This window comes from Shumkonia mesophila (assembly GCF_026163695.1).
Classification (GTDB): domain Bacteria; phylum Pseudomonadota; class Alphaproteobacteria; order Rhodospirillales; family Shumkoniaceae; genus Shumkonia; species Shumkonia mesophila.
Genome location: NZ_JAOTID010000003.1, coordinates 289,598 through 302,847 on the forward strand (window position 1 = coordinate 289,598; position 13,250 = coordinate 302,847).

The 13,250-nt window shown below is 64.2% G+C and carries 12 protein-coding genes; 2 read left to right on the forward strand and 10 right to left on the reverse strand.

Going from position 1 to position 13,250, the window contains the following annotated elements; all coding sequences use genetic code 11:
* Window positions 1-26: 26 nt before the first annotated feature.
* The 9 genes from ODR01_RS07895 to ODR01_RS07935 all read right to left on the reverse strand — a co-directional run bounded on the left by ODR01_RS07895 (window position 27) and on the right by ODR01_RS07935 (window position 9,752).
* Entirely contained in the window at window positions 27-1,532 is a 1,506-nt protein-coding gene (locus tag ODR01_RS07895; protein ID WP_316977090.1) for a tripartite tricarboxylate transporter permease, read from the reverse strand.
* A 5-nt stretch (window positions 1,533-1,537) separates the two neighbouring features.
* Entirely contained in the window at window positions 1,538-2,008 is a 471-nt protein-coding gene (locus ODR01_RS07900) for a tripartite tricarboxylate transporter TctB family protein (protein ID WP_316977091.1), read from the reverse strand.
* A gap of 33 nt (window positions 2,009-2,041) precedes the next feature.
* Window positions 2,042-2,998 (reverse strand): tripartite tricarboxylate transporter substrate binding protein, encoded by a 957-nt coding sequence (locus ODR01_RS07905; protein WP_316977092.1) that lies wholly within the window; start codon window positions 2,996-2,998, stop codon window positions 2,042-2,044.
* Window positions 2,999-3,122: 124 nt separating this feature from the next.
* Window positions 3,123-3,908 (reverse strand): HpcH/HpaI aldolase family protein, encoded by a 786-nt coding sequence (locus tag ODR01_RS07910; RefSeq protein WP_316977093.1) that lies wholly within the window; start codon window positions 3,906-3,908, stop codon window positions 3,123-3,125.
* 52 nt (window positions 3,909-3,960) lie between these two features.
* Window positions 3,961-4,644: an FCD domain-containing protein gene (locus ODR01_RS07915; protein WP_316977094.1), complete on the reverse strand. Its 684-nt coding sequence runs from the start codon at window positions 4,642-4,644 to the stop codon at window positions 3,961-3,963.
* 100 nt (window positions 4,645-4,744) lie between these two features.
* Complete coding sequence (locus ODR01_RS07920; RefSeq protein ID WP_316977095.1) at window positions 4,745-5,782, reverse strand: lipid A deacylase LpxR family protein; 1,038 nt, start codon at window positions 5,780-5,782, stop codon at window positions 4,745-4,747.
* A 173-nt stretch (window positions 5,783-5,955) separates the two neighbouring features.
* Window positions 5,956-7,107 carry a mandelate racemase/muconate lactonizing enzyme family protein gene (locus ODR01_RS07925; protein WP_316977096.1) on the reverse strand — a complete coding sequence of 384 codons (1,152 nt, stop codon included), beginning with the start codon at window positions 7,105-7,107 and terminating at the stop codon, window positions 5,956-5,958.
* 123 nt (window positions 7,108-7,230) lie between these two features.
* The gene (locus ODR01_RS07930; protein ID WP_316977097.1) at window positions 7,231-8,670 is read right to left on the reverse strand and encodes an MmgE/PrpD family protein; all 1,440 of its coding nucleotides are present in this window, start codon (window positions 8,668-8,670) and stop codon (window positions 7,231-7,233) included.
* A gap of 53 nt (window positions 8,671-8,723) precedes the next feature.
* On the reverse strand, window positions 8,724-9,752 hold the full coding sequence (locus ODR01_RS07935; protein ID WP_316977098.1) for a 4-hydroxythreonine-4-phosphate dehydrogenase PdxA: 1,029 nt from the start codon (window positions 9,750-9,752) through the stop codon (window positions 8,724-8,726).
* Window positions 9,753-9,991: 239 nt separating this feature from the next.
* Between ODR01_RS07935 and ODR01_RS07940 the strand changes: the two genes are divergently transcribed.
* Both ODR01_RS07940 and ODR01_RS07945 read left to right on the forward strand, forming a co-directional pair.
* Window positions 9,992-10,942 (forward strand): hydroxyacid dehydrogenase, encoded by a 951-nt coding sequence (locus tag ODR01_RS07940; RefSeq protein ID WP_316977099.1) that lies wholly within the window; start codon window positions 9,992-9,994, stop codon window positions 10,940-10,942.
* A 62-nt stretch (window positions 10,943-11,004) separates the two neighbouring features.
* Window positions 11,005-11,718: an FCD domain-containing protein gene (locus tag ODR01_RS07945; protein WP_316977100.1), complete on the forward strand. Its 714-nt coding sequence runs from the start codon at window positions 11,005-11,007 to the stop codon at window positions 11,716-11,718.
* Between the two features lie 55 nt (window positions 11,719-11,773).
* Here ODR01_RS07945 and ODR01_RS07950 read toward each other — a convergent pair whose 3' ends face one another.
* Window positions 11,774-13,228 (reverse strand): tripartite tricarboxylate transporter permease, encoded by a 1,455-nt coding sequence (locus ODR01_RS07950; RefSeq protein WP_316977101.1) that lies wholly within the window; start codon window positions 13,226-13,228, stop codon window positions 11,774-11,776.
* Between the last annotated feature and the right edge of the window lie 22 nt (window positions 13,229-13,250).

Genomic DNA, 13,250 nt, shown 5'->3' on the forward strand with positions numbered 1-13,250 from the left:
GAGATTTCCGGGCGCCGGGCGTCCGATCAGATGTTGGCGGGCAAGGCCTGATGGCTCTTGATCTGGCGCCGAACGGTGAAAATGACGGCAATCAGGGCGAGCAGCAGGAAAAACGCCGAGATTGGGTGGGTGAGGAAGGTCATCAGGCTCCCTTGCGACTTTATCAGGGCTTGGCGCATGCTTTCCTCGAGTGGCGGGCAGAGGATGAAGGCGATGAGCAGCGGCGCTGCCGGCACGCCGAACAGGCGCAGGACGTAGCCGAGAAGGCCGGCGCCGACCATGACGAAGACATCGAAGATGCTGTTGCGGATGGCATAGCTGCCGGCGGCGCACATGGCCAGGATGACCGGGTAGAGCAGAACCTTCGGGACTTTAAGGACCTGGACGATCGGCTTCAGCGCCAGCCAGCCGACGATGCCCATGAAGACCAGCGAGGCGAACAGCGCGACATAGACGGTATAGACGACGTCGGGGTGGTTGATGAAGATCAGCGGCCCGGTGGTCACGCCCTGGATCAACAGGGCGCCCAGCAGGATGGCCGTGGGCGGATCGCCGGGAATGGCCAGCGCCAGCATGGGGATCATCGCCGATCCGGTCACCGCGTTGTTGGCCGATTCCGAAGCGGCGACGCCCTCGATGGCGCCCCTGCCGAAGCGCTCGGGTTCCTTGGAGGCACGTTTGGCCTCGGCATAGCCGAGGAAGGTGGCGATCGCGGCCCCCAGGCCGGGCAGCATGCCGACGAAGGAACCGAGGAAACCCGAACGGATCATCGGACCGAAGCTCCGCCGCCAATCGTCGCGGGTCAGGCGGTTGGCATCCTTGTCGATATCTTTGATGTCGATCAGCTTGGCGCCGGTGGTGAACGAGTCCTCGGCCTGGGCCAGCATCTCGGCGATGGCGAACAGCCCGATGAGCAGCGGGATGTAGGCCAAGCCGTCGTAAAGATCGTAAACGCCGAAGGTAAAACGTGGCACCGACAGCATGGGATCGGCGCCGACAGTGGCAAGCAGCATGCCGATGGCGGCGGCAAGCAGGCCCTTGATGATCGTATCACCGGACAGCACGGCGACGATGGTCAGCGCGAAGACCAGCAGGCTGCAGATCTCGGCCGGTCCGAATTTCAGGGCGAAGGCCGCCAATTGTGGCGCGATGACGATGAGCAGCACGATGCTGAACAGGCCGCCGTAGAAGGAGGCGATCAGCGCCATCTTAAGCGCTTTGAGGGCCTTTCCCTGTTTGGCCAGTTCGTAGCCGTCGATGCTGGTGGCGGCCGAGGCCGGCGTGCCTGGCGTGTTGATGAGGACGGCGGAAATGCTGCCGCCGTAAATTCCGGCGCCGTAGAGACCGAGAAGCATGAGGAGCGACGGCGTCAGCGGCATGGTGATGGTCAACGGCACGGCGAGCGCGATGGCCATGGTGACGGTCAGTCCGGGAATCGCCCCGATAACGATGCCGACCGCGGTGGAGGCCAGCAGAATGGCGATGTTCAGTGGCTCGAAAACGGTAACAATGGCATTGAGGAACATATCCATGGCGCTCAGATCGGCAGGTCGAACAACCCGACGGGCAGTTCGAGCAAAAAGAATTTCAGGAAAACGAATTTGGTGATGACGGCGACGCCGACGGCCATCGGCACGATGATGTACCAGCGTCGCTCGCCGAACATCGTGAAGAACAAGGCCAGCGCGGCGATCGTCGACAGGGTGAAGCCGGCGACATCAAGAAGCGCCACGTAGCCCAGCGTCAGGAGCAGGGACGCCGCGACGCGCCCTCTGGCCTTGCGGTCGCGGAGGCCGGACAGCTTGTTGTGCCCCTCGGGGTGGACAACGACGCCCAGCCCCAGCAGCAGACACAGGACCCCCGCGATGTAGGGGAACATGCGGGGACCCACCGAATAGTAGGTCCCCGCGGTATGCTGCCAATCATCCGGGATGGAGGGGACGGCCAAGGTCAGGAAGAGCAAGGCCAGAATACAGACGGTAGCGCCAAAAACGCGGTCCACGCTCATGGTTCTTGCTCCTCCCCATCCGTTATTCGCGACCTACTTCGCCAAGCCTGCCGCGGCCTCGCCGATGGCTTTCGACATGGCCTTCACGCCGGCCATGAAGTCGTCGCCATTCAGGTACGCCGTCTCCATCGACAGCTTGTTCGCCATGGCTTTCCATGTCGCGCTGTCCATGCCCTTCTTGAAATTGTCGTGCAGGTACTGGACCGCCTCGTTGGGGGTGCCGGCCGGGGCGAATAGGCCCTTCTGGTTCTCGATATAGACGTTGTATCCGAGTTCCATCAGGGTCGGCGCGTTCTTGTAGGCGGCGTAGCGGGTTTCAGAGGGCAGGGCGATGGGAATCGCCTGGCCGGAGTCGAGTTGGGCGCTGGTTTCCTCGGGCGCTCCCATGGTGATGTCGATATGGCCGCCCAGCAGGGCCGCCATCATCGGCGCACCGCCCTTGTAGGGCACGTGCTGCATCTCGATGCCGAGCGCCTTGGTGGTCACCAGCATGACCGCGTGATAGATCGATCCCTGGCCTGACGAGCCATAGGACAGCTTGCCGGGATTGGCCAGGGCTTTGGCCTTCAGGTCGGCGATGCTGTTGATGCCGCTGCCGGCCTTGGAAATGAGAAAGACGCGCTGGCGGATCAGGCGCATGACCCCCCGGAAGTCGTCCAGCGAGTAGGTGACTTTCTGGAAATTGGGAACGGCCGTGCTTTCACTGCCACCGGCCACCAGCAGGGTAAGCCCGTCGGCCTTTTCGTTTTTGACGAAATCCGCCGCCAGGGCGCCGCTGGCCCCGGCCTTGTTTACGACGACCAGCGGAACGGGGAAGAATTCCTGGCTCGATGCGACAAGGTTGCGGGCGACGAGGTCGGCACCGCCGCCGGGTGCGAACCCGACGACGATCTTGATCGGTTTGGTCGGTTCCCAGGCTTGCGCCCCGACAGTGAAGACGAGAGCGGCCGCAGTGGTCGTCACGGCCAAGACGATTTTGAACTTCGACATGCTCTATACCTCCTGTTTGTGCCTGATTTCTTCGTTTTTTGTCTTTGCCTCCCCTTGTGGCCCAAGGGATGGGTGATTCGTCCGATCGCTCCGATCCGGGGACCGAAAAGCTTGTCGTGGCCTCCTACAACTTGAGAGACTTGAGGAAGTCGGACCGCGTCCGCGCGGCAGCCATCATGAAGGCGACGTCGCCGCCGCCCAGCAGCAGGCGCACGCCCATGCGGATGAACTTCTCCATCAGCGCGTGATCGTAGACGCCGCCCATGCCGGCGAACTTGCCGTGCTTTCGTGTGGCGGCGATCATGGCGGCGTAGGCGGCCTCGACGCGCGCGTGGCCGAACTGTCCGGGGATGCCCATTTCGGCGGCGAGGTCGTTGGTGCCGATGAGCAGGGCGTCGATGCCCTCGACGGCGGCGATGACATCGGCGTTGTCAACGGCCTGCGGTGTTTCCAGCATCGCCACCACCAGGGTGTTGCGATTCAACGCCTCGATCGCGTCGGCGACCGGCATCGTGCGGAATCCAAGCTGCGGCATGGGGGCGGTCAGCGACCGGTGGCCGATCGGCGGATACTTGCAATTCTCGACCACCTGACGGGCCTGTTCGACGGTATTGACGTGGGGCACCACGACGCCCTGGGCACCGCCGTCGAGAACGCGGGTGGCGTGGAAGTGCTCGTGCGCCGGAACCCGGACGATCGGCGTGATGCCGGTCGGCAGCGCGGCGACCGAAATCTGCACGGCGGCATCGACGTCCATGGTGTTGTGTTCCATGTCGATGAAAAGCCAGTCGTAGCCGCATTCCTTGGCGATGCCGGCGACGTTGGCCATCCGCCAATGAACGACGCTGAAGGCGATCGCCATCTGCCCGGCTTCCAATTTCTTCTTCGTAGTGTTCTCGACGATCGCCATCTCTGCGCTTTCTCCTTGATGGGCAACGGCGGCCGGCCCGGCCGCCGGACTTCTACATTCCGGCGGACGACAGGCTTTCCAGCATGCGCCGCTTGCCGTTGAGGATGTGGCGTTCGAAGGCAGCCGCCGCCCCTTCGTCGTCGCCCTTGACGATGCAATCCAGGATCTGCTTGTGCTCGCCGTTGGAGACGCGCAGGCGGGCTGGGCCGAGAACGCCGCGCCGGACAAACAGCCGCAGTTCCTTCTCGGTGGTTTCGTGATAGCTGATCAGCCGCGCGTTGCCGGTGAACTCGACCAGACTGGCGTGGAACCGGCGGTTTCCTTCGTTGTAGGCCGCTTGGTCCTGGGTTTCGCGTGCCCGCTCCAGCGCTTCGTAGAGGCCGGTCAGGACGGCGATCTGCTCGGCGGTGACCCGGCTGGCCAAAAGGCGGCCGGCAACGCGGGCCAAGCCGGAGCGAACGTCATAAAGGTGAAGGGCATCCTCGAGGCTGATCTTGCGCACGAAGACGCCGCGGTTGCGCACGATCTGAACCAGGCCGGCCTGTTCGAGCGACCAGGTCGCCTCTCGCAACGGTCCGCGGCTGACATTCAACTGGGCGGCCAGCGCGTTCTCGTTCAGGCGCTCGCCGCCGGCGATTTCGCCGCTCAGGATCATGCGCTCGATCTTCTCGCGCACGATCGTAGTCAGTGACCCCGTCCTTTCCAGAACGGGATCGGCCTCCGTCTCCAGAGTCATGCCGCCCCACAATTATTGTTAACAATTTAGGGCGAACTTTGAACAATTATCAAGAAGTTGTCAACAGATGTGCGAGGCCGTGCTGGGGGCTGCAGGGCGATCAGAACAGGTAGGTAAAGGCCAGAGAGCCGTAATGGTCGCCTTCCCGCTGAGTTTCGAATTCTTTCGTCCGAAAGATCTGGGTGAAGGAGACGCGCACCCGGTTGTAGGTGGCCACGATGCCGAACTGAAGGTCTCCGATGAGGGGGAGGCTGTCGACGCTGGGACTGTCGGAGAAGGTGTTGCCGTCGAGGAAGATGTTGCGGGCGACGGCCCGTCCCTCGATGCCGGCGAACGCATACCAACCCCATTCGTCGCGCCGCTTCACCAGGCCGGCGCCGGGCAGGCTGGGACGGATGAAGGGCGGCCCGTAGTCGAGGTCTAAGTTGTGACCGAAGCGAATCGAGGCGCCGACCGCGCCGTAAGTGAAGATATTGCCGAGCGCCACCCCGGCCTTCGGCGTGACGTCGAGCTCGAAACCACTGACGGTGGCGGCGATCGACTGGCGCATGCGGGCCTCGTAGGTGAGGACGACGCCGGGTTCGTTGTCCAACTGATGGCTCCAGCCGCGCGGCTCGGGCGAGTTGATCAGCTTGTGCCACATCTTTTGGGTCTGGCCGGCCAGCGAAAGGGGGCCGACGACGCCAAGATCGAGGGCGACGTTGTGAAGCAGGTTGCGCTGCGCGTCCTCGACGGCAACACCGAAGGTGGCATAGAGCCAACCGGCGTAAGGGCGGTCGGCGGGATCGGGGTCGGAACGCGAAATGTCCTCGGGCGTGTACATGTTCTGCCCTAAGCCGAAGACGAACGTCAGGTGGTCCTTGGAGTCGATGCCGGGAACCAGAAGGGCGCCCTCGCGCATCCAATCGGGCACCGTCTTGGGCGAGGGGAGCCACGAAATGCGCATGCCCTGCGTGTAATGACTGTCGGACCCGCTGCCGAACAGGTCGTTTTCCACCTGCAGGGTCACGGCATCCGGCTGGCTGGCGGGCTCTTCGGCGGCGACCGGAGGGAGGAAGGCCATGATGGCGGCACCCGCGATGAGGGCGGCGCCGGCCACTCTTGTGCACGTCGCCGACTTTCCACTCGCTTCGCCCATACCGATCCACCTATCTGTCGTTCCCGCCATCATAGCATCTCTTTGTGCTTTATCGATGACCGGCACATAGCAACCGATTGTGGCAAAATCTAGCGGGTATTCTGTGGCCTCGGCCACATAGAAAAAGCCCCCGGCTTGCGCCAGGGGCCTGTCGTTCGAGCGGAACTTTTGCGTCAGACCTTGACGATGCCGCCCTCATTGGTTTGCATGCCGGCAGCCTTCAGCCCGGCCGGGTCCTTGACGCGGCATTCGGCCAGCGCGTCGTACTCGGGGGTGAAGCCGAGGCCGGGGGCGTCGGGGATCTTGACCTTGCCCTTCTCGGGGCCGGGCGCACCCTTGAAGAACTTCTGGCCGGCCTGCCACATGCCCCAGTGGAACTCGACCAGCCAGCCGTTCATCAGGCCGGCCATGGTGTGCATGTTGAAAATCGGCCAGCCGGCGCCGTTGGCGATGCGAAGGTTGTAGGCCTGGGCCATGTGGGCCGCCTTCACGGTCTCGGTATAGCCGCCGTTGTAGCAGCAGTTGGGCTGCAGGATGTCGACCGCGTGATGCTCGATCAACTCGCGCAGGCGCCAGCGATGCCCCTCCATCTGGCCGCAGGCGATCGGCACGTTGGTGCGCCGCCTCAGATCGGCGAGCGCGCGGGCGTCGTTCTGGTGCAGCGGCTCCTCGAACCAGGTGAGGTCGCAGTCCTCGACCGCCCGGCACAGCATGAGCGCCTCGTTGGGCGGGAAGCGGTAGTTGGCGTCGATCATCAGGTCGACGTCGGGGCCGACCGCGTCTCGCACCGCATGGACGCGCCGGGCGTCTTCCCGCCAGCCGCCCTTGTCGTTGGCAACCACCATCTTGAGGCGGGTGTGACCCTCGGACACGAACTTCTTGGCGTACTCGACGAGCTGGTCGATGGAAAAGAAGGGGTAGCCGAAGGTAATGTAAGTGCCGGCCCAGTCCCGGTAGCCGCCCAGAAGCTGCGCCACCGTGCGTCCGGTGGCCTTGCCGTGGATGTCCCAGCAGGCGATGTCGACGGCCGACAGCGCGTTGGAGACGACGCCGGTGTAGGCGCGGGGATTGACCTTCCACCACACGGCATGGTGGATCGCCTCGGTGTCGCGCGGGTCCATGTCCTTAATCACGGGAAAGATCTCGTGCTCGATGGCGGCGATGGTGGCCCAGGGCAGGAAGGCGCCGGTGACGCCACAGCCCTTGAGGCCGTCGTCGGTTTCGACCTCGCAGAAGATGAGCACGCGATGTTCGAGCGGCTTGTCGATCATCGGCAGGTAGATCGGGAACTGATGGACGCTGGCCGTTATCTTCTTAATCTTCATAACCAATGCTCCGTGGTGTCAGGATCGGTGAACGCGCGCCCCCGGCACGCGTTTGCAATGAGCCGGACCTTCCCGGAAGCGTTTCCAATAGTTTGTTATGTTTCAGATTATTATAAAGGCAACTTAATCTAGAGTTAGAAGTGAAGTCAGGCGGCGGACATCGTCGAGGCGTTCGAGGTCGCGGACCGTTTCGACGACTTCCTTGGCTTTCTTCCCCGGCCATCCGGCGAAGGCCGCGCACTGGCCGAATTTCTCGGCCTCTTCGTCGTAGGACATGGGGTTGGCCGGGCTGCCCTTGCCGAAATCGGCGCGGCCCGACACCGTGCGGCCGTCGGTCAGGCTGATGTCGATGATCGTCGTCATCTTGTCATAGCCGGCCGCCTCGGCCTCGGGATGAACCCCGAAATCGATGCGCTCGATCATCTCCTGCACGTCGGGCCGGTTGACCACCTCGTCGGTAAATTCGGCCAGTCCCGCCTTGCCTTCGACCAGCAGGATGGCGATGCAGAATTCCATGCTGAACTTGGCCTGCAACTCGTTGGTCGGTCGGTGGTGGATCAGCGCGTTCGGCATGTTGTGGTTGGTGCCGACCTTGACCGCGCGCACCTTGTCGGCGGTGACGCCATGGGCCCGAATCAGGCGTGCCAATTCGGTCATGCCGGGATGGGTGAGAGAGCCCGACGGGTGGGGCTTGATCGACACGCCCGGGAACTGGAACGTCCACGGATTACCGAGCTTGCCCTGGATGGCGTCTGCGTCGAAACCGCCGCCGTGCGCCTGGAAGAAACCGCGCGGCGCCTCCAGGATGCGATCGGCGGTGGTCCAGCCCAGGGCCGCGAAATCGGCGGCGACGACGCCGCTTTCGGCGGCGCGGCCGGCGTGGAACGGTTTGGTCATGCTGCCGAAGTTCTCGCGCAGCCCTGCCGACTGGCTACCGGCCAGGGCCAGCGCACGGCGGGTCGCCTTGGCATCGAGGCCCTTCAGCTTGGCTGCTGCTGCCGCTGCTGCGAAGGGGCCGCAGGTGGCTGTCGAATGGAAGCCGTGCTGGTAGTGGCGTGGCGAGATGGCCTCGCTGATCTTGCACTCGACCTCGACGCCGACGTGATAGGCGAGCATCAACTCGGCCCCCGACAGTCCGCCGGCTTCGGCCACCGCCAGGGTGGCGGGCAGGCAGGGTGCCGTCGGATGGGTGAGAAGGCCGTAGACCCGGTCCTTGCCCACCGCCAGCTGGGTGTCGTCGTAGTCGTCGGCGTGGATGGCGGTGCCGTTGGCGAAGGCGGCGAAGCGGGGGGGAACCTTGAGGCGGGTGCCCAACACCGAGGCGGGGCCGGTAAGCGCCATCGAGGAGAGATACGTCGTGACCAGTTCGCCGCTTTTGGCGGCGGTGCCCGATAGGGCCAACCCCAGCCCGTCGAGGATGGATTTTTTGCCCAGTTCGACGAGGTCGTCCGGCAGGTCCGAGCTTCGGGTGCCGGTGATGAAGCCGACCACCTCGTCGGTCAGGCCGCGGCCCTTCTCGGGATCGATTTCCGGGGTGAACTTCCTGATCGGCGTTTGGTTCATCTAGACCTCGTCCTCGCGTTCGTTTCCTGGGGAGCCCCGGCTTCGGTGAAAAATCAGACGACGGCGGCGAGGCGGGATGCCGCCTGCTGGCGGCGGACCTCGGCCATCCGGCAGACCAGCAGGAACGCCTGGCGCAGTCCTTCGGGGTTGGCGACGCCCTTGCCGACGATGTCGAAGGCGGTGCCGCTGGCCGGCGTCGTGATCGGTACGGGAAGGCCGCCGCTGACCGTGACGCCCCGCGAGAATCCCATCAGCTTCATCGCGATCTGGCCCTGGTCGTGATACATGGTGACCACGGCGTCGAATTGTCCATCGCGCGCCTTCACGAAAATGGTGTCGGCGGCGAACGGGCCGTGGGCGTCGATGCCGGCGGCCTTTGCCTGGCCGACGGCGGGGGCGATGATGTCGATCTCCTCGCGGCCGAACATGCCGCCGTCGCCGGCGTGCGGATTGAGCGCGGCGACCCCGATGCGCGGGCTGGCAATCCCGGCGCCACCCAGCGTGTTGTGGGCCAGGCGTATCGCCCGCAAGACCCGCCCGGGGGTGATGAGGGGGCAGACGTCCTTGAGCGCGATGTGGGAAGTGACGCGGGTGGTCCACAATCCCTCCAGCACGTTGTGCTCGCAGAAGGGACCGTCGAAGTCCAGTTCTTGGGCGAAGAAGATGTGTTCGTCGGCGACCGGGCAACCGCCCAGCTTCAGGGCGTACTTGTTGAGCGGCGCGAAGCAGAACCCGTCGAGGTCGCCCCGCTTGGCCAGCGCCAGCGCGACCCTAAGCGCGACGACGCACGAACGGCCGCCGGCTTTGGTGGCTTTGCCCGGCGTCACGTCCTCGGGGGCGATTCCGGGAACGTCGAGGAAGGGCAACTCCCGGCCCGGGAAATCGGCCTCGGCAAGGTCCGCGATGACGCGGACGGGGACGTGGCAGCCGGCTACCGCTTCGCCAGTTCGCAGAATGCCCTCGTCGCCGATGATGACGATATCGGCGCGCTCCCGAATGTCGGCGGCCGCCAGAAGCTTGGCCGCCAGTTCGGGACCGACCCCGTTGGGGTCGCCAAGGAGCACGCCGATCCGCGGTTTCATCGTCTTCTCTCCATGCTCTACAGAACAAGTCGGGGCGGCAGGGATCTTTCGCCATGGGAACGGCGGCGAGAGGATTTCTGGGCTCGGAGCGTCGCCGGGAAGCAAGTCTCCCTTTCCAATGCCAAAGAGGGTACAAACTCCCCGCAAAATGTGTCAACATCAAAGTGTCGACAGTATGCACATTTAATAATTCTAACGTGCCGGTTCCGGAAAGGGGCTTGGCCGAGGGCGGAGAAACCATGAAAGTTTTCGTGCTGGATGCGATTAACCCGAAAGGAATCGACGTGCTGCGCCAGCAGGCGGAGACGGTCCTGTGGGACGATCCCGGCATCGGCCGTTGGCGCGACGAGGCGGACGGCGTCATTCTGCGCGGCAACACCCCGATCACGGCGGCGGATTTCGCCGCGGCGGTCCGGCTCAAGGCGGTCAGCAAACAGGGAACCGGCGTCGACAGGATCGATCTGGCGGCGGCGCGCGCTCACGGCGTGCGGGTGATGAACACGCCGGCCCTCAACGCCGAGGCGGTTGCCGAAATGGCCATGACGCTCGCGCTGTGCGCCGCCAGACAGGTGCCGATGCTCGATCGGCTGCTGCGATCCGGTACGCCGGTGGCGCGCGAGGATTTCGACGGCAGCCGGGCCGGCGGCGCCCAGGGGTTCTGGGGCAAGACGGTCGGCATCCTGGGCATGGGCGCCATCGGGCGGCGGACCGCGGAGAAATGGCGGGGCGCCTTCGCGATGAACGTGGTCTGGCACGATCCCTACGTTCCGGCCGGGGCGCTCGCCGATGCCGGCCGGCGCGCCGAGACCCTGGCCGACCTGTTGCCGGAGATCGATCTTCTGTCGGTCCACGCGCCGCTGACCGCCGAAACCCGCGGGCTGATCGGGCGCGGTGAACTGGCCATGATGAAGCCGACCGCCATCGTGGTCAGTGTCGCCCGTGGTGGCATCGTCGACGAGACGGCGCTTTACGACGCGCTGGCCTCCGGGGCGCTTTTCGGGGCGGCCCTGGATGTCTTCGAGCGGGAGCCGCCGGCGGTCGATCATCCGCTGTTTCGCATTCCCACGTTCGTCGGCACGCCCCACGTCGGCGCCGGTACCATCGATTCCCGTGAGCAGACGTCGGTGGCCGTGGTCGAGCAACTGCTGGACGTGCTTAACGGCGGGAAGGGGCGGAATGTGCTGGCCTGATTCTTCCTACGGATTGCCAATTGTTGACAACTAGTCGCGTTTCAACCACATTCCGGCCCGCCATGAGCGAACAAGATTCCGATATCCGAACCAAGGTCGCCGAGACCCTCGAAATCCTGCGGACGCACTCGCTGACGACGATCGTGCTGCAGGAACTCGAACGGAGGATCCTGTCCGGCGAATTGAAGCCGGGCGAGCGCATCAACGAAAAGGCCTTGGCCGCCAGCCAACTGGTCAGCCGGGGCCCGATCCGCGAGGCCTGTCGCCGGCTCGAGCAGGCCGGGTTGGTCGAGATCATCGTCAACCGCGGGGTCTTCGTCCGCAAGCTCAACCCCAAGGACGCCGCCGACCTGTGCGACATCCGCGCGTCCCTGTCCGCGCTGGCCGGGCGCATTCTGGCGGTCGACATCACCGCCGATCAACTGGACACCCTCAAGGACATGGTGAAGCGCATGGAGAAGATGGCGGCTGCGGGGGATGTCGAAGCCTACTATCCGCTGAATGTCGAATTCCACGACACCATTCTGCGGTTCACCGGCAACGAGCGCCTGATCGCCATGTGCGCGGCCATCGACAAGGAGCTCTATCTGTTCCGCCGCCGCAGCCTGCACGTCGGCATCGGCCTCGACCGGTCGGCCGCCGAGCACCGCAAGATGATCGCGGCGCTGAAAGCGCGTGATGCCCAAGGGGCCGCCCAGGTCTTCGCGGAACACGCCAACACCGGCAAGGAACGCCTGCTCGGCGCCTTGCCGGAAGTCGACAAAAGCGACGCATAGGCAAAAAAAGGGAGGGACATCGCGTCCCTCCCCGTCAGGTCACGTGACAGACTGACTACTTTCTGCTTTGGAACATCTTGAATAGCAGCGGGCTGAACAGGCCGATGATCGTCAGCACGAAGAACACGTCGACGATCGGCCGCTCGAAGAAGCGTAGCCAGTTGTGATCGAAGATGATCAGCGACTGCTTCAAGGTGTTCTCCATCAATTCACCCAGCACCAAGCCCATGATAATGGGGGCCGGCGAGAATCCGTGCCGTCGCCCGACGTAGCCGATCAGGCCGAACGCCAGCATGACGTAGATGTCGACGACGTTCTGTTCCAGCGAATAGGCGCCGACCATGGCCAGCACGAAGACAGCTGGCCACAGGAAGGTGTTGGGGATCAGCGTGATGCGGGCAAACAGCTTGGCGCCCACGATGCCGATGCCGAGGAACAGGAAGTTGGCGACCATCATGGCGGTGAAGATGGCGTACAGGAAATGTGGCTGTTCGATGAACAGATGCGGGCCCGGACGCAGGCCATGCACCATCAATGCCCCCATGATGACGGCGGTGGTGGCGCTGCCCGGGATGCCAAGGGCCAGTGTGGGCACCATGGCACCGCCGGTGGCCGCGTTGTTGGCCGTTTCCGGCCCGGCGACGCCTTCGATGGCGCCGTGACCGAATTTTTCGGGTTCCTTCGACCAACGCTTCGCTTCGTTGTAACCGATCATGGAGGCTACGGTGCCGCCTTCGGCCGGCAGGACGCCGATGAAGGTGCCGATGAAGCTGGATCGGATCATCGTCTTCCACACTTTGCGGAAGTCCTCGAGCGAGGGTAACTTCACCGCCTCGGCGGCCAGACGTCGATATACCCGGTCAAGAACGTTGGCCTGGGTCAGCAGTTCGGAAATGCCAAAGATGCCGATCATCACCGGGATGAAGTCGATGCCGTCAAGGAGTTCCGGAAAACCGAAGGTAAAACGTTCGACGCCGGTGGTGAAATCGACGCCGACGGTGGCGATCAGCAGTCCGAATGCACCGCCGATCAGGTTCTTGACCGCCGATTCGCCGCTGATGGCCGCCAGCATGGACATGCCGAAGAGGGCCAGCGCGAAATACTCCGGCGCTCCAAAGTTGTAGGCCAAGCGAGCCAGAGCCGGCGCCGCCAACAACAGGGCGAAGACGCTGAAGGTCCCGCCGACAAAGCTGCTCCATACCGCCATACCCAGCGCTCGGCCAGCCTGTCCCTGTTCGGCCATCGGATAGCCATCGAACGAGGTGGCGCACGCCGCAGGGGTGCCGGGTGAATTGATGAGGATGGCGGTAATTGCTCCGCCGTAGGTGCCAGCGCAGTAAAGCGCCGACAGCATGGCAATGGCGGGGATGACATCCATGGAAACCGTGAACGGCAGCAGCAGGGCTACCGCCATGGTGGAGCTCAGGCCCGGCAGGGCGCCGATCATGACTCCGCCAAGGGTCCCGGCGAAGATGACAAAGAGGGAGAAGGGATCCGTGAGGATCGCCATTCCATGAAGAAGGTTTTCCATC